Origin of the sequence: Streptomyces sp. NPDC046925 (assembly GCF_040644915.1) — a bacterium.
In the GTDB taxonomy this organism is placed as follows: Bacteria; Actinomycetota; Actinomycetes; order Streptomycetales; family Streptomycetaceae; genus Streptomyces.
In genome coordinates this window covers 353,469-375,622 of the sequence record NZ_JBEYWZ010000002.1, presented here as the reverse complement: position 1 = coordinate 375,622, position 22,154 = coordinate 353,469, and the positions used below count along the sequence as shown (strand labels likewise).

Here is a 22,154-nt window from a genome sequence, read left to right as displayed (position 1 = left end):
GGGTCAGAGTATGGGTTCGTGCCGCCCGTCCGTATGCCTCTGCGCGATCCGTCAGGACCGGGGCCAGGGCTGGCCGCTGAGCCGTTCGATGCTGGTGTTGAACCGCTGGACGTAGCGGGCGAAGATCTCGACCTCCTCGGCCGGCCAGTCCTCGAAGACCTTGTCGAGCCCGCTGATCTGCACCTCGCGCTCGACGTCGAGGCGCTGCCCGCCCTCGGCGGTCAGCCGGAACTTGCGCGCCATGCCGCCCTCGGGGTCGGGGATCCGCTCGAGGAGACCGGCCTTGACCGCGCCCGCCGTCTGTCGGTTCAGGGTGGAGGCATCGAGCTGGAACGCCTCGCTGAGCTGGCCGATCGACATCGGCCCCTGCGCCCGGATCCGGCTGAGGATGATGTACGTGCTGCGCTCCAGGCGGCCTTCCTGCTTGCGGCGGTTGTCGCTGCCGAACTGATGGCGCCCGAGGATCATGTGCTCGAACTCGATCAGGTGCGATGGCTTGTCCATCTGCGCGTCCTCCCGTCGTGGCGGCGTTGCGGGGCGTTGCGGCTTCCGCGCCGCTGACGGGAGTGCTCCCCGCCCCTCTCGTGTGTGTGCATCGTGCACGTAATATGCATGATACTTACCATGTGTATGATGCACATCGTTGCATACGTTGAAGAGATTGAGGAGTCCGTCATGGATGCCCCTGAGTCGAGCAGCCGGGCGGGCGCCGTCGTCGCCACCCTTGCGCTCGCCGGCACCGTCGCCGCGATCATGCAGACACTGGTGACGCCGCTGATCGCCGAACTGCCGCAGATGCTGGACACGTCGTCGTCGAACGCGGCGTGGGTGGTGACCGTCACCCTGCTCGTCGCGGGCGTGTGCGTGCCCGTCTCCGGTCGCCTCGGTGACCTGCTCGGCAAGCGCCGCATGATGCTTGTCTGCGCCGTGCCGCTGATCGTCGGCTCCGTGGTGTGCGCGCTCTCCTCGTCCCTCGTCCCGATGATCGTCGGCCGCGGCCTGCAGGGCATGGGAATGGGCATGGTGCCCCTCGGCATCGCCCTGCTGCGGGACGTCGTGCCCACCGAGAAGCTCAGCGGCTCCATCGCGCTCGTCAGCGCGTCCATGGGCATCGGCGGCGCCATCGGCTTGCCGATAGCCGCGGCCGTCGCGCAGTACGCGAACTGGCGGGTGCTGTTCTGGGGCTCGGCCGTCCTCGCCCTGATCGTCGCCGTGATGATCTTCGTGATCGTGCCGGACGCTCCGGCCGCGGCCAAGGGGCAGCGCTTCGACGCACCCGGCGCGGTCGGCCTCGCCATCGGTCTCGTCTCGCTGCTCCTTGCCATGTCCAAGGGCGCCGACTGGGGCTGGGCCTCGGGCACCACGCTGGGCCTGTTCGCGGTCGCCGTCGTGGCGCTGCTCGCCTGGGGCTTCTACGAGCTGCGCACCCGTGATCCGCTGGTGGATCTGCGCACCACGGCCCGCCCGCGCGTCCTGCTCACCAACGTCGCCTCCATCCTCATCGGCGTCGGCATGTACTCCTTCATGCTCATCGCGCCGCAACTCCTCCAGTTCCCCGAGGCCACCGGATACGGCCTGGGCCAGTCGATGCTGGCCGCCGGCCTGTGGATCGCCCCCGGCGGCATCATGATGATGCTCATCTCGCCGCTCGGCGGAAAGCTGATCAACGCGCGCGGCCCGAAGCTCGCGCTCGTCTGCGGCGCCGTCGTCATCGCGGCCGGTTACGCGGTCGCGCTGCCGCTCATGGGCACGGCCTGGGGCATCATGGTCGCCGGTATCGTGATCAACAGCGGTGTCGCCCTGGCCTACGGAGCCATGCCTGCCCTGATCATGGGCTCCGTACCGCTCTCCGAGACGGCCGCCGCCAACGGCTTCAACGCGCTGATGCGCTCCCTGGGCACCACCATCGGCTCCGCCGTGATCGGCGTCGTCCTGGCCCAGATGACCACCACCATGGGCGACTTCACCTTCGCCTCCGAGGACGGATTCCGTACCGGCCTGATGATCGGCTGCGGTGTCGCCCTGGTGTCCGCCGCCGTCGCGGCGCTCATCCCGGCGGTGCGCACCGCCGACGGCGAGGCGCCCGCCGACGAGCAGCCGGCCGGGATCGGCGAGGCACCGGCTCGCGCCTGATCCGTACCTGCGGCGTGTGGTGTGCGGTGTGCGGTGTGCCCCCACCGGGTGGTGGGGGTGGGCCGCACGTCGGCGCGTACGTAGCGTGTGGGGCGCGCGGCGCGTTCGGCATGTGCGGGGCGTGCGGGGCGGGCAACCGTCGAATCGATCGCCGGCCGCCTTCTGTGTCACTCGTTGAGATGCAGTGCGGCCGCGTCACGCCGGTCTTCGAGCCGAGGTTTGTTTCTGTACATCCTGTTATGGGATGAATCGGAAGAGGCCCTGGTGAGAGGCGCGTTGGTGCTGGCAGACCCGCGGGCCCAGAAAGATCACATGCCCTGACGGCAGCTGGTCGCTCCGACGTCCCACCGCGCTCACGTCACAGGAGTCCCTCCGTGCCCACCCCCGGATTTCCGCAGGTCCGCCTCCCCTTGGTCGCGCTGCTGGCCGCAACGTGCATCGCCGGGCTGGTGCAGGCACCGGCCCAAGGCGCCGATCACCCCGCAGACAGCGACCGCGCCCTGCGACGCCAGTTGCACCAACTGACCGCCGCGCCCGGCGGACCGCCCGGAGCGATCGCCGTCCTCCAGCGCGGGTCGCGCGCCAAGGTCTACCGGGCGGGCGTCGCGAAATCCGGCACCGACCGCCCGATCAAGGTCACCGACCACATGCGCATCGCCAGTACGGCCAAGGCGTACAGCGGCGCGGTCGCCCTCAAGCTCGTCGACTGCAAGAAGTTGCGCCTGAACGACACCATCGGCAAGGTGCTTCCCCGACTGCCGCGCGCATGGCACGGGGTGACGTTGCGTCAGCTCCTGAACCACACCAGCGGACTGCCCGACTTCAGCGCGGACCGCACGTTCCTGGACCTGGTGACCAAGAACCCGCGCCGCCACTTCGAATCGCGCCGCCTGCTGGACTTCGTCGCCCATAAGCCGCTGGAGTTCCGTCCGGGGTCCCGGTACACGTACTCCAACTCCGACAACATCGCCGTGGCACTGATGGCGGAGGCGGTGACGGGCAGCCGCTACGAGGATCTGCTCGGCGAGCTCGTCTACCACCCCTTGCGGCTGCGCGACACCAGCCTGCCGCAGGGCTACCGCATGCCCCGGCCCTACATGCACGGCTACGACGTCACCCCGCCGAACCCGCCCGAGGACCTCAGCGAGGTCCTGAGCGCGTCGGGCGTGTGGGCATCGGGCGGAATCATCTCGACGCCCAAGGACATGACGGCCTTCGTCCGCGGCTACGCAGGCGGAAAGCTGATCTCCGACCGGACGCGCCGCCAGCAGCGTAAGTGGGTGAACGGCGCATCCGAGCCCGCGGGCCCCGGCAAGAACAGAGCCGGTCTGGCCCTCTTCCGCTACGCCACCCGCTGCGGAGTGGTCTATGGCCACACGGGCAACTTCCCCGGCTACACGCAGCTCATCGCGGCCACCCCGGACGGCAAGCGATCGCTGACCGTCTCCCTCACCACCCAGGTCAACAAGACGACCAAGCCGGATCTGCTGCGGCGTCTGCGGACCGTGGAGGAGAACTTCGTCTGCGCCCTGCTCGCCGATCGCTAGCGCCGCCTCAGGCCGGCCCGTGGCAGGCGATGAGTTTCCCCGCCTGCCCGGGTCTACCTGGTGAACATCAACGAGCGGAGGCATGGGATGAGCGGGACCGCGCGGATCACACAGGTGGCCACGGTCGGGATTCACGTCACCGACCAGCAGAAAGCAATCACGTTCTACGTCGACGAGCTCGGCTTCGAAGTGCGCCGGGACGTGCCGTTCGGCGACGGGCGTTGGGTCGAGGTGGCACCGCCCGGGGCGGCGACGACTGTCGCGCTCGTTCCCGAGGGGGTCCCCGCCGGTATCCGTCTGACGACCGGGGATGCCGAGGCCACTCACGAGGGTCTGCTCGCACACGGCGTCGATGCGGATGCGGAGGTCCTGCGCATGGGTCCCGGAGTCCCGCCGATGTTCGCGGTGCGTGACCCGGACGGCAACAGCCTCATTGTCGTCGAAGGCCTCTGAACAGGTGGTATCCAAGATGGACAAGCAGTTCACAGCGGTCCTGCAGAAGAGCCCGAACAAAGGCGGCTGGACCTACGTCGTATGGCCCGAATCGGCCGAGTTCTTCGGCACCCGCGGTCTGGTGAAGGTCCGGGGCACGATCGACAGTCATCCGTTCCAGAGTTCGTTCATGGCCCTGGGCGACGGCACCCACAAGCTGCCGGTGAAGGCGGAAGTGCGCAAGGCGATCGGCAAGGAGGAAGGAGACACCGTCACCATCCGCCTGACGGACCGGGTGGACGACTGACGTCCGGCCCGCCCGGGACGCGGCAGTGTGCCGCGCCGGCGTCATGTGCGAATGTGCCGGGATGGCTGAGGTGAACCGCCCGCAGGCGCTGACAGGAGCGACGAGGACGGCGATCGTCGCTCCTGTCCCCGAAGCGGAGGCACTGGTAGGGGCCTACCGGCGGGCCCTGGACCACACGGCGGCCTGGCCGGTTCCGGCACACTCGATCGCACCCACTTGATCGCCGGCACCGACACTCCGGGCTCGTGGCGGACAGTGGCCGCGTTCGCCTTGCTGTGAACGGCAAGTGTGTCTGCACCGGCGGGGCTTGAGCATCAACCGTGACTTCCGCGATGATTGATAACCCGTGTGTTATGGGTGGCGGCGGGCCGGGGAGTCCGGTGGAGTGTGGGGCAAGGGGTGAGTGGTGGAGCTGCGTGACATCGAGATCTTCCTGACGCTGGCCGAGGAGTTGCACTTCGGCCGGACCGCCGCGCGCCTGCACGTCTCCCAGGCCCGGGTCAGTCAGGCCATCAAGGTGCAGGAACGGCGCTTGGGCGGCGCGCTGTTCGAGCGGACCAGCCGGACCGTCCGCCTCACCGACCTCGGTGAACGCCTTGCGAAGGACCTGCGCGGCGGATACGACAGCATTCAGTCGGCCCTGGCGGAGGCCACCGCCTCCGTCAACCGCCCCTCGGGCACGCTGACCCTCGGCGTCATGGGAGCCCTCGGTCACGAACTGCACTCCCTGACCGAGGATTTCACCGCCCGGTATCCGGCGTGCCGTGTGCAGTTCCGAGAGATCCACTTCAGCGATCCGTTCACTTACCTGCGCCGCGGTGAGGCCGACATGCTGCTGGTGTGGCTGCCCGTAGCAGAGCCGGATCTCACTGTGGGGCCCGTCCTGCTGACCGAGGGCCGGGTGCTGGCCGTAGCCAGGGGCCACGAACTCGCCGGACGGACTGACGCGAGCATGGAGGATCTGGCCGATCACCCGGTGCTCACGGCGGGCCGCGACCTTCCGGAGCCGTGGATCGCCGCCATGGTGCCCTCCCGCACGCCCAGCGGACGGCCCGTCCTGTCCAGCGGTCCCGTGATGAAAACCTTCCACGAGGTCCTCACCCAGGTCGCCGCCGGCACCGGCGTCGCTCCGCTCAACGCCCATGTGGTGCGCTACTACACCCATCCCGGCGTGCTGTTCGTCCCCCTCAGGGACGCTCCGGCGACCGAGTGGGCACTGGTGTGGCGCACGGCCGCCGACACGGCACCGGTCCGGGCCTTCGCCGAGTTCGCTCGCGCCACCGGCACCCGCGCCATGCGCTGAGCCGTGCACCCGCCCCCGTCGCGAACGCGTCGCCCGATGTAGCGATGGGAGCCGCATTTCGTCGACACGTGTCGCTCGCCGCACCCGCGACCAGCGACGAGAGTTGAGCACACGGCGAAAAGCTTGGAGGGGTTATGGCCGTCAAGGCCGATGTGATTGTGGTGGGCGCGGGTGTCATCGGCGCCTCGGTCGCCCACGAGCTGGCCCGTACGGGGCGGAGTGTCATCGTCGTCGACAAGGCAGCCGGAGCGGGGCACGGGTCGACGAGTTCCTCCAGCGCGATCGTGCGGTTCAACTACTCGACGTTCGACGGCACAGCGCTCGCCCGGGAGGCGTACCACTGCTGGACGGCGTGGGCCGAGCACCTGGGCGGCGCGCGGGGCCGGCTCGCCTCGTTCCACAAGGTCGGCGCCGTCGTGCTCGACGTACCCCTCATCGAACTGAAGCGGATCCATTCCCTGATGGAAGCCGCAGGGGTACGCGCCGAAGTGTGGGATCCCGCCACCGTGCGCGCGCGGGTGCCGGGCATCGATCCCGGCAGGCACTGGCCGCCCAAGCGCATCGACGACGAGGCGTTCTGGGCGGACCCGACCGGAGAACTCGGGGCCCTGTACATGCCCGACGCCGGATTCGTCGACGATCCGATGCTGGCCGCACAGAACCTCGCCGACGCCGCCGCACACCACGGTGCGGCATTCCGCTTCAGGCGGCGCGTCGTCGACGTGATCAGGACGGGCGGGCGCGTCGAGGGGGTGAGGCTCGACTCCGGAGAGGTGCTCGAGGCACCCGTGGTCGTGAACGTCGCGGGCCCCTGGTCGGGCGCGCTGAACCGGCTGGCCGGAGTCGGATCGGACTTCACCGTCGATGTCAGGCCCTTGCGCCAGGAGGTGCACCACGTCACGGCTCCGGCCGGATACAGCGACGGTGACGGTGCGATGGGACCTGTGGTGGCCGACTTGGATCTCGGGACCTACATGCGCCCGTCCCCGGGCAACGGGTTCATGGTGGGCGGAGCCGAGCCCGCATGCGACCCCCTGCAATGGGTCGAGGACCCCGACGCGAGCAACCCCCACCGCACCAAAGACCTGTTCGACGCCCAAGTCCTGCGAGCGGCCCGCCGGTTCCCCGCCCTTGAGGTGCCGTCCCAGCCCAAAGGCATCGCCGGGGTGTACGACGTCGCGTCCGACTGGACACCGATCTACGACCGCAGCGGGCTCGACGGCTACTACATGGCCATCGGAACGAGCGGAAACCAGTTCAAGAACGCCCCGGTCGCCGGGCGCGTCATGGCGTCACTGATCGGGGCGGTGGAGGACGGTCACGACCACGACCGGCATCCGGTGCAGTACCACTGCCCGCACTCGGGCAACACCATCGACCTGGGCTCGTTCTCCCGCAGGCGCGACGTCAACAAAGACTCGTCGGGCACGGTGTTCGGTTAGGCGGGGGACGACCGTCCTCTTTCGCCGCCGGCGTCCAGAAGCCGCCCCAAGCCCCCCTCAAGGAAGCCCCCAAGGAAGCCCCAAGGAAGCCTCCCCTCAGAAAGGGACCAAGTTCGTGCACGACATCCGTAATACCGCCGCGTACACGCGAGTTGCCGAGCACTTCGACCGCCTGCACACGCCGGCCCTCGGCAGACCGCACGCCGTCATGGATCCGCAGATCTCTCCCGACGCGTCCCGCGTTCTGGTCACCGGATCCGTGTTCGACGCCCTTGAGGGACAGCCCCGGACACGCCTCTTCTCTGCCCGGGACGGACGGCTCGTCGCCGTGTGCGCCGACGAAGGCTCCTCATCGCACGGCGGACGGTTCTCGCCGGACGGCAAGACGTTGGCCTTCCTGTCCGACCGGGCCAAGAAGGGAGTGTTCCAACTCTTCCTCGCCGAGACGGCGGGCACCGACGACGCGATCGCCGCACCGGCCGTCGACGGAACGGTGGAGTACGTCTGCTGGTCGCCCGACAGCCGAAGGGTGCTGCTCGGCGTCGCCGGATTCGGAGCCGACCTCGCCGGGGGACAGGGATCGGGCGCCAACGTCAGCGTCGAGAGCGAACTGCCCGCGTGGCACCCGAACGTCGAGCAGGGCGTCCCCGACTCCGCCTGGCGGTCGCTGTGGATGCACGACCTGCGGACCGGCGAACTCACACAGGTGTCGCCCGACGGAGTCAACTGCTGGGAGGCGGCCTGGTGCGGACTCGACCGGATCCTCGCCATCACCAGCGACTCACCGGGTGAGGACTCGTGGTACGACGCGGCGCTGGCGGTCATCGATCCGGCGAGCCGCTCCCACCGTCCGATCCTGACCGGCGACAACGGCGCACAACTCGGCTTTCCCGCAGGCTCCCACGACGGCCGCTACGCAGCTGTCGTACAGGCCGTGTGCAGTGACCGGCAGGTCATCGCCGGTGATCTGCTGGTGATCGACGTGGCAACAGGCACCCGCACGCCCGTCGCCACCGACGGCGTGGACGTCACCGCCGTGCAATGGATCTCCGGCCATGTCCTTGGCTATGCCGGGCTGCGCGGTCTCGAATCGGTCTACGGCCGCTACGACCATCCGGATCGGCGGGGCGAGGAGGTGTACGCCGTGCCTCTGTCGGGAGGCCCCATGTATCCGCAGGCCTCCTTCGCCGAAACCGGGGAAATCGCCGCAGTACTGAGCGGCTACAGGCTGCCTCACGAGGTCGTCGTGGTGGCAGGGGGCGAGCCTGACGTGCGGGCGTCGGTGAGCCATGCCGGTTCGGACTACCTGCTGTCCGTCTGCGGCACGGCCGAACACATGTCGTGGCACGCCCCGGACGGTCTCGAGATCCAAGGAATCCTCTGCCTGCCGGAAGGCGAAGGCCCCTTCCCCCTCGTGATCAACATTCACGGCGGACCGGTGTGGGCCTTCCAGGACTCGTGGTCCATGAAGTACCCGTGGGTCCCGCTGCTCGTCTCACGGGGGTACGCGGTGCTCAGCCCCAACCCCCGCGGCAGCGGCGGCCGCGGTCAGGAATTCGTCCGCCATGTCGTCGGAGACATGGGCGGCAAGGACAGCGTCGACATCATCTCCGGCGTCGACACGCTCGTTCAGCGAGGTGTCGTCGACCCCCTGCGCGTAGGACTCATCGGAGGGAGTTACGGCGGGTTCATGTCCTCCTGGCTCGTCACCCAGGACCGGCGCTTCGCTGCGGCGGTTCCCATTTCCCCGGTCACGGACTGGTACAGCCAGTCCTTCACCAGCAACATCGCCGCATGGGGCAACTCCTTCCTCCGTGCCGACCCCGAAGTGCCCGGGACCGCGGCCCACACGCGAAGCCCCGTCCTCCAGGCCGGCAAAGCGCGGACGCCCTGCCTGAACATCGCCGGAGCGAAAGACCGCTGCACCCCGCCCGGACAGGCACTCGAGTTCCATCGTGCGCTCACGGCGAAGGGCGTGGAGTCGGTCCTGGCCGTCTATCCCGAAGAGGGGCACGGAGTGCGCGCCTTCCCGGCCGTCACCGACTTCCTGACCCGCGCCATGACGTGGTTCGACCGGCACATGCCGGCCGGAGGAGAAACCTGACTAGGGCCCACGTCATACGTCGGCCTCGCTGCCGAACGACTGCCTCTACAGTGCAGGGATGGTCTCGGAGCTGCAGCAGCTTGTCGATGCGTTCGGTGCCCGGCTCGGCCGGTCGATCGCCATCGACGACACGCGCATCAAGCTGCTGGCGTACAACGCTCACACCAACGACGTGGACGCCGCCCGCATCGAGTCGATCATGCATCGGGGTGTGTCGACCGCCGTTGTCGCCCATGTGAGCGAGCAGGGTGCCGCGCAGGCCGCCGACATCTTCACCGTTCCGCCGCGCCCCGAGATCGGCATGACGGCGGAGCGGATCGGCATGCCCGTCCGTTACGACGGCGCCCTGCTCGGCTACGCGTGGCTGCTCGGCTCCGACGGCCCGGTCACCGAGCGGGCCGCCGAGTTGCTGCGCGAGGCGGCCGCCCAAGCCGCCCTGGTCCTGCACCGCGAGCACCTCACCGCCGAAGTGGCCCGCAGCCACGCCAGGGAGCTGGTCCGCGACCTGGTCACCCCGGATGAGGCGCTGCGGAAGGAGGCGACCGCCGCGCTCGTCGAAGAGGGACACGCCGTGGCCGGCCCGGTAGCCGCCCTGGTGGCCGTGGTGGCGCAAGAAGAGGGCGAGCCGCTGGCCGAGGACCGGCGACTGGCCCTGGAACTCGCCGTCGACCACACTCGGCGGCGGCTTCCGCCCTCGCGCGCACTGGCCCTGACACGTCCGGACCACGCGCTGCTGCTCACCATCTGGCCGGGAGCGCGTACACAGACCATCGAGCGCAACACCGCGGAGCTTGCCGGGGTGCTGCGCGATAAGCTGGCCGCGGAACTCGGCAGGGGACGGGACACGCCGTGCTGGGTGGGCGTGGGCAGGGCCCACCCGCGCCTCTCGGAAGCCCACGCGTCGTACCGGGAAGCCCGCCGCGCCGCCGAAGTCGCCCGCATCACCGGCAGCCTGGGCCAGGTGGTGGCCCATGCACGGCTCGGCGTGTATGCCCTCCTCGGCAAGCTCACTCCCGAGGAGCTCGCCGAGGGCATCCACCCCGGGCTGCGCGCCCTGCTGTCGGACTCCGGACACCATGGTCTCGTCGAGAGCCTGCGGGTGTATCTCGACCACGCGGGCGATGCACAGCGTGCCGCCACCGCCCTGCACGTCCACCGCTCCACCCTCTACAAACGGCTGCAGCGCATCGAGCAGCTCACCGGACTGAGCCTGGACGCCGGGGACGACCGACTGGCCGCGCATCTCGGCCTGAAAATGGCGCAGTTGCACCCGGATCTGCGTCGGTAGCTACGACGGTGGGCCGGCCTCAGGCGGGCGGCCCGGTGAGTTGGGCGGACACGGCGTCGAGTACCCACTCCAGGCCGGTGGTGAAAGATGCCTCCGCGTCGACGTGCGTGCCGTCGTGCACGACCTTGGCCAGCGACGGGAAGCGGCCCGTGGCCAGCATTTTCGTCACGTGCGGGCCGTGGGCGCGCTGCCAGTCGAGCTTGGTCTGGCCCGTGGCGCGCTCGGCCCTCAGGTGTGCGATCTCGCGCCTGATCGCGCCGGTGAAGTAGGCGCTGACGGTTTCCACGGCCCGCATGACGGTGTCGATGTCGGCGAGGCCGGCGAGGGGAGCCAGCGTGGCCTCGGCGACGGCGAGGCCGTTCGGGCCCATGGCCGGGCGACCTCCCAGGAGGTCGGCCAGCCATTCGTGACGGAGGGCGGCCTGTCTGGTGCGGTGGGCGAGGGCGCGCAGCGCCTCACGCCCGTCATCGGGCTGCTCATCGGGGACGATCTCGGCCTGGACCTCGTCCACCATGAGGTCGAACAGCTCCTCCTTGGTGGAGATGTATCCGTACAGCCGCATCGGGCCGGCATCGAGCCGGCCGGCGACCTTGCGCAACGACACCGCCTCGAGCCCGCCTTCGTCGGCCAGCGCGATGGCGGCGGCCACGATCCGCTCCCGGTCGAGCGGTACGGGGCGGTTCGATGGCTCCGGTCGGTCCCAAACAGTCATGGTCACACCGTACTGTTGCGATGCGCTGTAGCGTGCCAATACAGTGTATCGACATGAGACGACGTATCGCCGTGGTCGGTGCTGGACCGGCCGGGCTTGCCTTCGCACGTGTCCTGCACCGGCATGGTCACCCCGTCACGGTCCTGGAACGCGACGCAAGCCGTGATGCCCGGCCTGCGGGCGGCACGCTGGATCTGCACAAAGGGCTCGGCCAGCTGGCGCTGGAGAAGGCGGGGGTGCTGAAGGAATTCGAGGCACTGTCGCGCCCCGAGGGGCAGGCAATGCGCATGCTGGCCACCGACGGAACCGTCCTGCGCGACTGGCGGCCCGATCCGGGGGAGCGGGCCAACCCCGAGATCGACCGCGGGCAGCTCCGTGACCTGCTGCTGGGGCCGGTGGACGTCGAGTGGGGACGGGCGGTGACACAGGTCGTGCCGCGCGGCGCAGGTGAGGCCCTTGTCTGCTTCACGGACGGGCGGCAGGAGACGTTCGACCTGGTGGTCGGCGCGGACGGTGCCTGGTCCCGGGTCCGCCCAGCGGTCTCGTCCGTGACACCGCGGTACACCGGCGTCACCCTGGTCGAGTCCTCGCTGGACGACGTCGATACCCGCCACCCCGACCTGGCCCGGCTGGTCGGGGACGGCTCGGTGGCTGTGCACGGGGTGAACCGCGCGCTCGTCGCCCAGCGCAACAGCGGCGGCCACGTCAAGGTCTACGCCCAGTACCGCGCGGAGTTGGACCGGCATCCGCACCCGGCCGACGGCGAGGCCGGTGCGCGGGCCGACGCCGAGGCCGTACGAGCAGACCTGCTGGCCCTGTTCGACGGCTGGGCCGCTCCCGTCCTCGAACTCCTCCGCCACGGCGCGGCATTCGTCCGACGCCCTCTCTACACCCTGCCCGTGGACCACACCTGGACCCACGTCCCCGGAGTGACGCTGCTGGGCGACGCAGCCCACCTGATGCCCCCGCTGGGGGCGGGCGCGAACCTCGCGATGCTGGAGGGCGCCGAACTCGCCGAGGCCATCGCCGCGGGCCCCTCCGACCTGGACGCTGCCGTCCGCGCCTTCGAGGAGCAGATGTGGTCACGGGCCAGCCGGTGGGCGGGCATCACCACAGCCGGCCTGGAACGCCTCGTAAGCCCCGACCCCACTCAGGCCCTCGCCCTCTTCGACGCGGTCCAGCCTTAAATCGTCATCGGTCGGCGGGGAGTTCACGGGCGGCCAACAGGTGGCGGGCAAGGGATCCCCCCGTACACGGCTTCGGGCGCCGGGGCGGAGAGAGGAGTGAGCCTTCTCTGCGCCCCGGCGCCCGGGTGTGGTGCGTCGGTGCGGCGAACGTCAGATGCGGCCATGGGTCAGCCGGGTCAGCGGGCCGCCCTGGACCTTCGCCGTGCGGCGTCCGGCGGTGAAGGCGACACCGGCCACGCTGACCAGGCCGGCGGCGGTGCCCGCGGCTATGGCCTTGCGGTTCTTGACCAGGGTCCAGCCCGCGACGGCCGTCGAAGCGACCTTGCCGGTGGCCGACACCACTGTCTTGCCGCCGCTTTCGATGCCCGCGGCTGCCGCCTGCTTGGCACGCTGGGTCGCGAGACCGAGGGAATGCGCACCGGAGCCGGCGGCGTCGGCCGCCCCTTCGGCGGAACCCTTCGCCTTTTCGGCGGCCTCGGCCGATTCCTGCTTTGCCTTCTGTGCGGTGGTGTTCACCTTGCGCGCTCCTGTACTCGCGGTGGACCGCTTCTTGGCGGCTGTGGTCTTCGCGTTGTCATCAGAGGGTCTTCTCTCTTCAGCCATGCGGACCGTGTTGCCGCTCAATGCCCGGTCAAACTTCAGGTGTTCGAATCTTCACGGCAGGCAGCAGGCAGCAGGCAGCAGGCGGCAGAGGCGGCAGGTCGTATTCGGGGGCGCGACCGAATGCCCTATGCCGCGAGAAAGAAACCCGCTCCTTTACGTGTTTGTGGATGCGGGCCAAGAGCACATGGTGGCCAGGAGGTAATAACGATGGTTCCCCTGCTGGTAGTTCTTCTTCTTGCTCTGCTTCTTTTCGGCGCCGGCTTTGCTCTTAAGGCGTTGTGGTGGATCGCGGTCATTGTTCTGGTCGTATGGCTGCTGGGCTTCGTGATCCGGCCCGCTGCGAGCGGCGGCCGCAAGGGCCGCTGGTACCGATGGTGACGCGCACCTGAACACCCCCGTGCCCGTTGGGCGGTGCGCGGCCGCTGAATGCGGCATCAGACAAGAGTGGGCCCGGTCCGGGACGGCCGGGCCCACTCTTTTTCGTAAATCCAGTGGATGCTGCGGAGCGAATCGGGCGTATCGGATGCCGTGTCAGGTAGGTGCGGTGTGCACCGGCCCCCGCGGATCACCGCAGCGGGACCTCTGCCCCTCCAGGCATGCGGGGGCCGATTCGCGTTGCCAAACAAGTCTGTCGCTGGAACCCGGGCTGCGACCAGTTACTGCTCAGAGCGGCTTCCCGTGCTCAGTGTCCGGTCTCGTCCGGCGCGGCGGCGCGGGCGGTGTCGAAGCGTGCGTGGACGCGCCGCACACCCTCGCTGCGGTTGTCGGTCAGATCCAGGACGCTGGTGACGCCGGTGACCTCGAAGAGCCGCGCTATGCCGGGTTGGTAGGGGCCGGCGATGACGAAGGGCCGCCGTGCGTCCTGGTGTTCGCCGTGTGCGCGCAGGATCACGTTGAGCTGGGTGCTGTCGGCGAAGGTGAGCTCCGCCAGGTCAAGCAGCGTCCCTGCGGTGCCGGTGTCCGTGAGGGCACGGGACAGTGCGAGCGTCGCCTCGGTGGTGTCTTCGAGGTCGAGCTCGTTGCGGAAGGAAACGACGGTCACCCGGTCCTGCCGGGTGACATCGATGCTCTGTTGGTCGGGAACCATCCCGTGAGCCTGCCACATGTCTGAACCCGCGTGACCAGCAGATCCGCCGAGATACGGCTCGGCCGGGTATGAGTGGCAACCCCATCGGGATCCCTTCGGGGGATCGACTCGGGCCCTGGCGGGATGGCCGGGGGTGTACCCGGAGGCGGGGTGTGAGGTTGACCGCTCCGGGCAGGTGGAGAAGGACCGACCGATACGAGAGCGGTGACTGGACATGTACGGGGAGAGGACCAACGCTGCGATGAGCGTCGCCGAGGCAGTGGAAACAGTGGAAATCGTGGAAGCAGGGGACATCAGCTGTGCCGATGCACGATCTGCCGTCCGCGAGGTGCTGGTAGAGGTCTGCTGCGGCCTGCCACTGCCCCGCGCGCAGCGCCTGCGTGATGACGCGCTGCTCGTGGTCAGTGAGCTGACGGCCAACGCGCTCCTGCACGCGGGTGGCGTGACCCGCCTCAGCGCCCGCATGAACGGGGACGAGTTCGAGCTGCGGGTGAGCGACAGCAGCGCGGAAGTGCCGCGGCGCCGCCCGGGCGGTCCTGGTCGGCCGGGCGGCCACGGCTGGATGGTCGTCGAGCGCCTGTGCTCGCGTCTGCACGTCGAGGTGCAGCCGGACGGCAAGACCGTCACGGCAGCGCTGGCGCTCACCTGACCGGTGCCGGTCACCAGACCGGCACCGGCCATCTGGCGGACCTGTGAGTCCGCCGCGCCGGACTCAGCGCAGTCCGGCGAAGAGGTCGTTCTCGGGCAGGGGCGCGCCGGTCGGGTCCTGGACGCGTACGAAGGTCTCCACGCCCATGAACTCGCCGAACCTCTCCTTGCCCATCTTGAGGAAGAAGATGTTCTCGCCCTGACTGGCGTGCGCGGCCAGCGAGTCGAACTTCTGGCCGCTGAAAGCGGTGGTGTCCACCCAGGTGGTGATCTCGTCGTCGGGAAGACCGATCTCGGCCATCGCGGCGGCCTCGGCGGGATCCGGCTCCGGCATGTCCGGGTGGAACTCGCGCATGATCTCCCCGAACCGCTGCATCCCCGAGCGGGGCATCGTCGTCCAGTACACCTTCGGCGTCAGCGCGGTCATCTCCACCGCCGCCATCGTGATGCGGTGGGCCTGGATGTGGTCGGGGTGGCCGTAAAAACCGTTCTCGTCGTACGTGACGACCACATCGGGCCGGTAGTGCTCCATGAGCCGCGCGAGCCGCGCGGCGCCTACCTCCACGGGGGTCTGCCAGAAGGATCCGGGGGCCTCGTTGCTCGGCCAGCCGATCATTCCGGAGTCGGCGTAGTCCAGCATCTCCAGATCGCTGATCTTCAGGACGTCGCAGCTCTCCTGAAGTTCCTGGCGGCGCATCAGCGCGACGGCCGCCGGATCGTGCCCCGGCTCGCCCGGCTTGACACCCCCCGGCCCGTCACCGCAGCCGCCGTCGGTACAGGTCACGAGCACCGTGCGGATTCCTTCCGCCGCATACTGCGCGAGGACCCCACCGGTGCTGGTGGCCTCGTCGTCGGGGTGGGCGTGCACTGCCATGAGCGTCAAAGGCCGGTCAGCCATGAAAAAGTCCTTTTGCAGATGTACGTATACGTATCGGTCTCAGGGCGCGCCGGCCCTCGGTCGATGCAACTGTGCCGACCGGAGCGTATGTTCCCGGCACGCACGGGCCGCCCGGGGGCCTCTGGGTTCACCTACCGCCGAAGGTCCGTCGGTAGGCGCCGGGTGTGGTGCCCAGATGTGCCCGGAAACGGCGCCGCAGGTTGACCGCCGAGGCGAGCCCGACCCGGTCGGCGATGGTCTCGACCGGCAGGTCGGTCTGCTCCAGGAGTGCTCGTGCCGCGTCGAGGCGCTGGCCGAGCAGCCACTGTCCCGGGCTGGTGCCGAGCTGTTCGGTGAAGCGCCGCGCGAGGGTGCGGCCGGAGAGCCCGGCGTGTGCGGCGAGGCGGTCGAGGGTCAGCCGGCTGCCGAGCCGGGAGGAGGCCCACTCCAGCAGTGGCGCCAGAGAATCGTCCGCCCGTGCCGGTGGGGGTGGTGCGGCGTACTGGAGTTGGCTGCCCTCCCGGTGCGGCGGCAGGACCATGTTCCGGGCGATCCGGGCGGCGTATGCCGCGCCGTGGTCGGAGCGCACCAGGTGCAGGCACAGGTCGATTCCGGCTCCGGTTCCGGCGCTGGTCGCCACGTCGCCGTGGTCGACGAAGAGCACGTCCTGGTCCACCTGTACTTCGGGGAAGGCGGCGGCGAGCCGGGCGGTGCTGCGCCAGTGCGTGGTGGCACGGCGGCCGTCGAGCAGTCCGGCACCGGCCAGGACGAACGCACCCGTGCAGATGGCGACGATCCGCGCCCCGCGCCGGTGGGCGGCCCGCAGCGCGTCGGTGACGGTCGCGGGCACCGGAGTGCCGTGCTGCCGGTAGCCGGGCACGACCACGGTGTCCGCCTCCTCCAGCGCCGCCAGCCCCGCGTCGACGAGCATCGTGAAGCCGGCGGTGGTGCGCAGAGGGCCGGGCTGCTCGGCGCACACCCGAAAGCTGTAGCGGGCCGGCCCGTCCTGCGGGTCGGTGCCGAAGACCTCGGAGGCGCAGGCGAGCTCGAAGGGCGACTGGGGCGGGCTGAGAAGGGCCACCACCCGATGAGGGCGCATGGCAAGAATGTACTTGAAGGTGTCTTTCTGGACTCTCGGCCGGCAGCCCGGCCCCGGTGACAGTGGATGTATGAGTGAGAGCACCGGAAGCGAAGTCACCGGACGTGAAAGCACCGGAACTGAAAGCACCGGAACGGAAGTGGTCCGGCGCGTGGTCCGCGTCGACGGCGAAAGGGCCAGCTACCTGACCGTGGAGCAGGACGGTCCAGTCGTCCTGCTGCTGCACGGGACGTACTGGAGCCGGGTCTGGCTTCCGGTGATGGGCCGCCTGGCCGAGGCGGGGCTGCGGCCCGTCGCGGTCGATCTCCCCGGACTGGGGCGTTCGGGAGGCGAGCTCACCCCGGAAACGGCGACCGTCCCGGCACTGGCGGACTGGGTGGCGCGATTCGCGTCCGCGCTGGAGATCTCCGGGGCGATCGCCGTGGCGGGCCACGACATTGGCGGCGCCATCGCCCAGCACCTGCTCGTCCACGACCGGCTCGAGCTGTCCCGCCTCGCCTTGGTCAACTCCGTCACCTACGACTCCTGGCCCGCGCCCCACGTGGCCCGGTTCCGGGGTCCTGGGACTGCGGCAGATGACGTCCTTGCCGCCCGTCGGCAGGCGGTGGCCGACGCGCTGGCCGGGGCCGCCACCGAGCAGCGGATCGCGGACTACGCGGACCCGTGGACCGACCCGCGGGTGCGCCGCTCCTGGATGGCCCTTGCAGGCGCGGCCGACAGCCGCTACACCCTCGATCTCCTTCCCGCGCTGAGGCGGTCCGCGGTGCCCAAGCTGCTGATCTGGGGCGAGGACGACGCCTTCGAGAAGGTGGAGTACGCCGAGCGGTTCGCGTCGGAGATCCCCCACACCACGCTCATCCGGATCCCCGGCGCGGACCACATCCCGACGGAGAACGCGCCGGACCGGATCGGCGGCGCGCTCGCCGACTTCTTCGCGCGGTAGCGGCGGCGGGGCGCGCTCAGCGGCCGTTCAGCGGGTTGCCGTACTTGTGGGCCGTGGAGAGGTAGGGCAGGCCCAGCGTGCGGGGCGAGAAGGCCGCCGAATCCGCGGCCGCGCCGCGGGGCAGGAGCCATACGGCGCCCAGGGACGCGTTCTCGCCCGGGGAACCGACCGTGACATCGGGTACGCCGTCGGCGTTGTAGTCGTCCGCGGCGACCGCCGCGCCGAAACTGTCGCCCGCCTCGGCGACGCCCGGCACGCGGGCGGTGTCCTGGTTCCAGGCGACGGACGCGGCCGCGCCGCCCGCGCCGAGCAGCCCCCGGGCTCCGCCCCGCAGCAGCCAGGCGGCGCCCGCCCTCTTCTCGTTCCCGATGGCCTCACCGGGTGCGCCCGCGATCAGGTCGTCGCGGCCGTCGCGGTTGACGTCGGTGACGGCCAGGGCGGCACCGAAGCGGTCGCCGTCCTCGGCCACCCCGGGGACACCGGCCGTGTCCTGGTTCAGGGTCTGGGCACGTGTGCCGAAGGAGCCGTCCGCGTCGCTTCCGTAGTGGACGTGGATGCCGCCTCCCTTGGCGAGCTTCTCGGGACCGCACGGGTCGTCGATGTTCTCGTCGGCGATCTCACGGCACTCGCCGAGCGCCAGGTCGTCATGGCCGTCGCCGTCGAAGTCGCCCGCTGCCAGGGCGCTCACTCCGGCGTTGTCCGTGTTCCAGAAGTTGGCCATCTCGGACCGCTCGGCGTCCCACTTGAACAGGCGTACGTGGGACTGCGTGTTGGGGTTGCCCGCGGTCCAGTACGCCACGGCCAGGTCCGCCGTGCCGTCGCTGTCGAAGTCGCCGGTGGCCAGGACGGGGGCACGGCCGCCCATGGGGGCGGCGACGATAGTGGTGATCATGCTGTCCTCGCCCTGGATGACACGGGCGACGACCTTGTCGGTACCGCCGACCACGATCGCCTTGTTGCCGCCGTTGTCGCCGCCGGTCAGGTCGGCCGCCGCGACCGATCTGCCGTACGCGGCCGACGGCGAGGGGCCGCTGAGAACCGACGCCCCCGGTCCCGGCCCGCTCTTCGAGCCGCCCACGACGGTGACAAGCCCCGCGTCCGTACCGCGGTCGGTGACGTCCTCGCCGGGGGCTCCGGCGAGCAGTTCGGCGATGCCGTCGCCGTTGAGGTCGGTCAGCGCCACGGACGCGCCGAAGCGATCGCCCGCCTCCGGGGAGCCGGGTACCTCGGCGGTGGCCTGGCTGACGCGGATGCTCCCGTGGGCGCCGACGCCCTTCTTGCCGCCCCAGACGATGTTCACGTACCCGGCCTTGGCCTGGCCCGCGACGGTGCCGTCCGGGACACCGACGGCGAGGTCCGCGTAGCCGTCGCCGTTGAAGTCACTCAGAGCGGTACCCGGCGCGGCAGCGGTGGCGCCGGCCGGGAACACGAACCCGGCGGTGGCCGCGGCGGCGGCAGCGATGGCGTAGGTGAGGATGCGACGGCTGTACGGCATGAGAGCTCCCACTCGGTCGACGGGGGGTGGGCTAACTGGTGTGACCGTCGAAGGGCTGAGCTGGTTGTACGCGGTCAGGCCGCTCGTACAGCCGACCGGACAGTTGACGGTCGGGAGAGCAGACGGCAGCGCCGGGCCGCTTGCGACCGCGTGTCCGCGAGGGATTCGTCCGTTGCCGTGGCGTGGTCGGCGAGATGCGGCAGGATGCCGGGGGACGACCTGGGGGCGGGTTCATTGAGGGATCGTGCATGCGTGTGGTTCGTATCGACCACGATGTGCCTGTTATTCATGCTGGTCGCACCGGGGACCGCTCACGCGTCGGGGCCGGCGGCCGGCGACGGATGCGAGAGCGCGGCACTCGCGCGCGCCAAGGTCACGACCTCGGTGCGCCTTGAGCACGACAACCACCCCTACACGAAGGTCGTCAGCGAGCTGTCGGTGGATGTCCCCGAAACCTGGCCTTTCGCGCATGACCTCCTGCTCGGTGAGCGGAGTCGTCCCTACATCGGTGCCATGACCTGCCTCAGCCGTGCGGCGGCGCCGGAGTTCGACTCCCCGGACGACTCCCCGGACGACGGTGAGCGCTGGTCCGAGTGGCGGCCCGGGAATCCGTCGGTGGTCTCGAAAGGCGGCCGGGTCAAGGTCAGTTACGAGGCGTACGGCTGGGTCGACAACAGCTCCTCCACCGAGGTGGGGGTGTGGCAGATCCAGCCGGCGGACACGGGGGAGTGGTCGCTGGAACTCATGGTGCCACTGGCCCTGCGGGGCGCCCGGTGGGACCAGATCACCGTGGACCTGGGGCGCTCCGGAGCCCAGCGGGCGAATCCCGAGCCGAAGACGGGCGACGGCGCCACTGCCTTGGTGTGGCGGCCCGGTCGCGCGGGTCAGGCGAAGGAACAGCCCGTGGCGGGCACACCCGAAAGCCTGCGCGTGACGGTGACGACACGGCCGCCATGGCAGCGCTCCCTGGCCGCTCGGGGCGATCACCAGACGGCCATGGCACTGGATCTGCTGGGCTCCCTCCTCTGGGTCGGTGTGATGGCCGCCCTGCTCCTTACGGCGTTTCGGCGCTATCGCGATCGTCCCGGCACCCCTACCGGCGAACAGCGCCGCAGTCTGGGCAATCTGAGGCTGTGGGCTCTGGTCACGATCCCCCTCTACCTGATCGCCCAGGCGGAAGGCCTGATCGAGAAGCACCTGGACCTCGCGGGCACCGCGCTCCACTTCGACCTGCAACTCGTCATCCGGCACGGCCTGACCCTGCTGTGCGTGGTCATACTGTTCGCCTTCGCCCGTCCACCGTGGCCCATCCGCTGGACGGCCATCGCGCTGTCGCTCCTGCCGCTGGTCACCACGGCCCTGCTGTGGACGGTCATCGCACCCCCGAGCAGTTATCTCGTATCGGGGACGGAGTACGGGGAGCTGGAGACGGGACTGGCCCTGCAGTTCGCCGGTTCCTTCGGCCTGGCTGCCCTGGTGCTGCTCGCCTTCGCGGCTGCCGCCTGGCGGCTGGCCGCCGACGGGCAGATCCTGCCGAAAAGCCGCCGATACCCCGGCCAGGAGCGGCGACTGAAGGTTGCCACGGCCCTGCCCGCGGTCCTCGTGACCACCGCGATCATGGCCGTGTGTTTCGCGATGGCCGAGGAACGCAACTGGCAGCGGGCCAGCTGGCTGGCCAATCCGGTGGACCCCGCGTACGGAGCGGAGCACCGGGCGGACTTCCTCTGGGAGGCGATGTGGTCGGTCTCCTACGTCGACAGCTGGCTCATCGGCTACCACGGCTGGCTGCTCACCACCCTGGCCGTCATCGCGGTCCTGGCCACCTGGCACGACTCCGCGTCGCTCTCGCCGCTCGACGACCCCTCCGACCGCCTCCTGCTCCTGGCGCTCTTCCCGCTCGCGATCGGCCTGGACGTCCAGAACCACCTGGGCATCGCCCTGCTCGAATCCCTGTGGATCCCCCTGTACATGCTGGCGCTGTACGCCGTGACGGGGCTGCTGGCCCGCCGTTCCGTTCTGGCCCAGCCCTTCGAGGTCTCGCAGCGCCCCCTGGCCACGGCGGTGGGGCCGCTGACTCGCCGGAAGCTGCTGGCCAAGGCCCGCTCCTACCGGGAGATCCATGCCGAGCTGCGCCGCCTGGACCAAGGGCTCTTCGGTGATGTGCCTCCCCAACGCGCCGCCCTGGAAAAAGAGTTGGAGAAGCTGCACGACTGGGACTCGATCAGTGTTCCGGGAGTCGCCGCCGAACGGCTGCCGGCCACCGAGTCCGTGGTGGACGCGGCCCTGGCGCTCGGGCCGCGGGACGACTGGTGGGGCAACGGCGTGCGAGGCGCCCGCTGGGCGCTGCTGCCGGGGCTTGTGGCCGCCGCTTTCAACACGTGGGCGGAGTGGGTCCGGGGAGAGGCATGGCAGAACACGCTCTCGGACCAGACCGGCCTGCCGGGACTGACGCTCACGTTCGTCTCCTGGATGACCACGTTCGCCGCGGCGGGCTTCGTCCTGGGCTCCCTGTGGCGGGTGCTTCCCGGACGCCGGGGAGCCAGCAAGGCGATCCCCGTCGCCGTCGCGTTCGCCGCGCCCGCCGCACTGGACGGGCTGGTCGGCTGGTTCACCCGGGAGGGCGCGACCAACCTGGCGCTCCAGATCTCGACCATGCTGTTCGTCCTCACGGTCACGTCGATCGCGCTGGACCTCGACACGTTCCGGGGTGAACGGCGCTACTGGCAGAGCCGGTTGGGGTTGCTGCTGTCCGTGTACCAGATGCGGTATTACTCCTTGCAGGTCGCCTACCTCATCGGTCAGATCATCGCCATCATCACGATCTGGCAGTTCCTGGCGGCCCCCGACGCGGTTCCGCCGCAGAGCGAAGGACCCCCCGAGCCGTAGACATGGCAGAGCGGGCGGGTCAGCGGGCCGTGCGGGAGAAGCGGGGCCGATCGGGGCAGGC

20 protein-coding genes are annotated in these 22,154 nt (G+C 70.0%); 13 read left to right on the top strand and 7 right to left on the bottom strand.

The annotated features are described in order from the left end of the window. Window positions 1-51: 51 nt before the first annotated feature. A complete protein-coding gene (locus tag ABZ906_RS08080) occupies window positions 52-504 on the bottom strand; it encodes a MarR family transcriptional regulator (RefSeq protein ID WP_361378975.1) in 453 nt (150 codons plus the stop codon). Window positions 505-675: 171 nt separating this feature from the next. On the opposite strand from ABZ906_RS08080, the gene ABZ906_RS08075 reads away from it, so the two are divergent. From ABZ906_RS08075 to ABZ906_RS08040, 8 genes are all read left to right on the top strand, one after another. Further along, on the top strand, window positions 676-2,133 hold the full coding sequence (locus ABZ906_RS08075; protein ID WP_361378972.1) for an MFS transporter: 1,458 nt from the start codon (window positions 676-678) through the stop codon (window positions 2,131-2,133). Window positions 2,134-2,507: 374 nt separating this feature from the next. Further along, entirely contained in the window at window positions 2,508-3,680 is a 1,173-nt protein-coding gene (locus tag ABZ906_RS08070; protein WP_361378969.1) for a serine hydrolase domain-containing protein, read from the top strand. Window positions 3,681-3,767: 87 nt separating this feature from the next. Beyond that, window positions 3,768-4,133 carry a VOC family protein gene (locus tag ABZ906_RS08065; protein WP_361381317.1) on the top strand — a complete coding sequence of 122 codons (366 nt, stop codon included), beginning with the start codon at window positions 3,768-3,770 and terminating at the stop codon, window positions 4,131-4,133. A gap of 16 nt (window positions 4,134-4,149) precedes the next feature. Next, window positions 4,150-4,419 (top strand): DUF1905 domain-containing protein, encoded by a 270-nt coding sequence (locus ABZ906_RS08060; protein WP_361378966.1) that lies wholly within the window; start codon window positions 4,150-4,152, stop codon window positions 4,417-4,419. Window positions 4,420-4,825: 406 nt separating this feature from the next. Then, window positions 4,826-5,722: a LysR family transcriptional regulator gene (locus tag ABZ906_RS08055; protein WP_361378963.1), complete on the top strand. Its 897-nt coding sequence runs from the start codon at window positions 4,826-4,828 to the stop codon at window positions 5,720-5,722. A 134-nt stretch (window positions 5,723-5,856) separates the two neighbouring features. Next, entirely contained in the window at window positions 5,857-7,164 is a 1,308-nt protein-coding gene (locus ABZ906_RS08050; RefSeq protein ID WP_361378960.1) for an FAD-binding oxidoreductase, read from the top strand. 115 nt (window positions 7,165-7,279) lie between these two features. Then, window positions 7,280-9,268, top strand: a complete 1,989-nt coding sequence (locus ABZ906_RS08045) for a S9 family peptidase (protein ID WP_361378958.1) — start codon at window positions 7,280-7,282, stop codon at window positions 9,266-9,268. A gap of 58 nt (window positions 9,269-9,326) precedes the next feature. Further along, window positions 9,327-10,556, top strand: coding sequence for a helix-turn-helix domain-containing protein (locus tag ABZ906_RS08040; protein ID WP_361378955.1), 1,230 nt, complete (start codon window positions 9,327-9,329; stop codon window positions 10,554-10,556). A gap of 19 nt (window positions 10,557-10,575) precedes the next feature. Here the strand turns inward: ABZ906_RS08040 and ABZ906_RS08035 are convergent, their stop codons facing one another. Then, a complete protein-coding gene (locus tag ABZ906_RS08035) occupies window positions 10,576-11,268 on the bottom strand; it encodes a TetR/AcrR family transcriptional regulator (RefSeq protein ID WP_361378953.1) in 693 nt (230 codons plus the stop codon). A 53-nt stretch (window positions 11,269-11,321) separates the two neighbouring features. On the opposite strand from ABZ906_RS08035, the gene ABZ906_RS08030 reads away from it, so the two are divergent. Beyond that, entirely contained in the window at window positions 11,322-12,455 is a 1,134-nt protein-coding gene (locus tag ABZ906_RS08030) for an NAD(P)/FAD-dependent oxidoreductase (protein WP_361378950.1), read from the top strand. Window positions 12,456-12,605: 150 nt separating this feature from the next. On the opposite strand, the gene ABZ906_RS08025 is transcribed toward ABZ906_RS08030, so the two are convergent. Further along, window positions 12,606-12,971: a hypothetical protein gene (locus ABZ906_RS08025; RefSeq protein WP_361189907.1), complete on the bottom strand. Its 366-nt coding sequence runs from the start codon at window positions 12,969-12,971 to the stop codon at window positions 12,606-12,608. 294 nt (window positions 12,972-13,265) lie between these two features. Here ABZ906_RS08025 and ABZ906_RS08020 point away from each other — a divergent pair, with 294 nt between their 5' ends. Continuing rightward, a complete protein-coding gene (locus tag ABZ906_RS08020; protein ID WP_361189904.1) occupies window positions 13,266-13,436 on the top strand; it encodes a hydrophobic protein in 171 nt (56 codons plus the stop codon). A 304-nt stretch (window positions 13,437-13,740) separates the two neighbouring features. Here the strand turns inward: ABZ906_RS08020 and ABZ906_RS08015 are convergent, their stop codons facing one another. Next, window positions 13,741-14,145 (bottom strand): STAS domain-containing protein, encoded by a 405-nt coding sequence (locus ABZ906_RS08015; protein WP_361189901.1) that lies wholly within the window; start codon window positions 14,143-14,145, stop codon window positions 13,741-13,743. Between the two features lie 241 nt (window positions 14,146-14,386). On the opposite strand from ABZ906_RS08015, the gene ABZ906_RS08010 reads away from it, so the two are divergent. Beyond that, on the top strand, window positions 14,387-14,794 hold the full coding sequence (locus tag ABZ906_RS08010; protein ID WP_361189898.1) for an ATP-binding protein: 408 nt from the start codon (window positions 14,387-14,389) through the stop codon (window positions 14,792-14,794). Between the two features lie 63 nt (window positions 14,795-14,857). Here the strand turns inward: ABZ906_RS08010 and ABZ906_RS08005 are convergent, their stop codons facing one another. Together ABZ906_RS08005 and ABZ906_RS08000 are read right to left on the bottom strand one after the other, a co-directional pair. Next, window positions 14,858-15,691, bottom strand: coding sequence for a PIG-L family deacetylase (locus tag ABZ906_RS08005; RefSeq protein ID WP_361378947.1), 834 nt, complete (start codon window positions 15,689-15,691; stop codon window positions 14,858-14,860). A gap of 127 nt (window positions 15,692-15,818) precedes the next feature. After that, on the bottom strand, window positions 15,819-16,769 hold the full coding sequence (locus ABZ906_RS08000; RefSeq protein WP_361378944.1) for a helix-turn-helix domain-containing protein: 951 nt from the start codon (window positions 16,767-16,769) through the stop codon (window positions 15,819-15,821). Window positions 16,770-16,839: 70 nt separating this feature from the next. On the opposite strand from ABZ906_RS08000, the gene ABZ906_RS07995 reads away from it, so the two are divergent. Next, entirely contained in the window at window positions 16,840-17,712 is an 873-nt protein-coding gene (locus ABZ906_RS07995; RefSeq protein WP_361378941.1) for an alpha/beta hydrolase, read from the top strand. 16 nt (window positions 17,713-17,728) lie between these two features. Here ABZ906_RS07995 and ABZ906_RS07990 read toward each other — a convergent pair whose 3' ends face one another. Beyond that, the gene (locus ABZ906_RS07990; RefSeq protein ID WP_361378938.1) at window positions 17,729-19,207 is read right to left on the bottom strand and encodes an FG-GAP repeat protein; all 1,479 of its coding nucleotides are present in this window, start codon (window positions 19,205-19,207) and stop codon (window positions 17,729-17,731) included. Between the two features lie 288 nt (window positions 19,208-19,495). Between ABZ906_RS07990 and ABZ906_RS07985 the strand changes: the two genes are divergently transcribed. Next, window positions 19,496-22,093, top strand: coding sequence for a DUF6185 family protein (locus ABZ906_RS07985; RefSeq protein WP_361378936.1), 2,598 nt, complete (start codon window positions 19,496-19,498; stop codon window positions 22,091-22,093). The last annotated feature ends 61 nt before the right edge of the window (window positions 22,094-22,154 follow it).

What these genes read in the sequence shown, in the direction of transcription:
- ABZ906_RS08080 (WP_361378975.1), bottom strand. Translation starts at nt 504, where the DNA reads ATGGACAAGCCATCGCACCTGATCGAGTTCGAGCACATGATCCTCGGG.
- ABZ906_RS08075 (WP_361378972.1), top strand. Translation starts at nt 676, where the DNA reads ATGGATGCCCCTGAGTCGAGCAGCCGGGCGGGCGCCGTCGTCGCCACC.
- ABZ906_RS08065 (WP_361381317.1), top strand. Translation starts at nt 3,768, where the DNA reads ATGAGCGGGACCGCGCGGATCACACAGGTGGCCACGGTCGGGATTCAC.
- ABZ906_RS08060 (WP_361378966.1), top strand. Translation starts at nt 4,150, where the DNA reads ATGGACAAGCAGTTCACAGCGGTCCTGCAGAAGAGCCCGAACAAAGGC.
- ABZ906_RS08050 (WP_361378960.1), top strand. Translation starts at nt 5,857, where the DNA reads ATGGCCGTCAAGGCCGATGTGATTGTGGTGGGCGCGGGTGTCATCGGC.
- ABZ906_RS08040 (WP_361378955.1), top strand. Translation starts at nt 9,327, where the DNA reads ATGGTCTCGGAGCTGCAGCAGCTTGTCGATGCGTTCGGTGCCCGGCTC.
- ABZ906_RS08035 (WP_361378953.1), bottom strand. Translation starts at nt 11,268, where the DNA reads ATGACTGTTTGGGACCGACCGGAGCCATCGAACCGCCCCGTACCGCTC.
- ABZ906_RS08030 (WP_361378950.1), top strand. Translation starts at nt 11,322, where the DNA reads ATGAGACGACGTATCGCCGTGGTCGGTGCTGGACCGGCCGGGCTTGCC.
- ABZ906_RS08020 (WP_361189904.1), top strand. Translation starts at nt 13,266, where the DNA reads ATGGTTCCCCTGCTGGTAGTTCTTCTTCTTGCTCTGCTTCTTTTCGGC.
- ABZ906_RS08015 (WP_361189901.1), bottom strand. Translation starts at nt 14,145, where the DNA reads ATGGTTCCCGACCAACAGAGCATCGATGTCACCCGGCAGGACCGGGTG.
- ABZ906_RS08010 (WP_361189898.1), top strand. Translation starts at nt 14,387, where the DNA reads ATGAGCGTCGCCGAGGCAGTGGAAACAGTGGAAATCGTGGAAGCAGGG.
- ABZ906_RS08005 (WP_361378947.1), bottom strand. Translation starts at nt 15,691, where the DNA reads ATGGCTGACCGGCCTTTGACGCTCATGGCAGTGCACGCCCACCCCGAC.
- ABZ906_RS08000 (WP_361378944.1), bottom strand. Translation starts at nt 16,769, where the DNA reads ATGCGCCCTCATCGGGTGGTGGCCCTTCTCAGCCCGCCCCAGTCGCCC.
- ABZ906_RS07995 (WP_361378941.1), top strand. Translation starts at nt 16,840, where the DNA reads ATGAGTGAGAGCACCGGAAGCGAAGTCACCGGACGTGAAAGCACCGGA.
- ABZ906_RS07990 (WP_361378938.1), bottom strand. Translation starts at nt 19,207, where the DNA reads ATGCCGTACAGCCGTCGCATCCTCACCTACGCCATCGCTGCCGCCGCC.
- ABZ906_RS07985 (WP_361378936.1), top strand. Translation starts at nt 19,496, where the DNA reads ATGCTGGTCGCACCGGGGACCGCTCACGCGTCGGGGCCGGCGGCCGGC.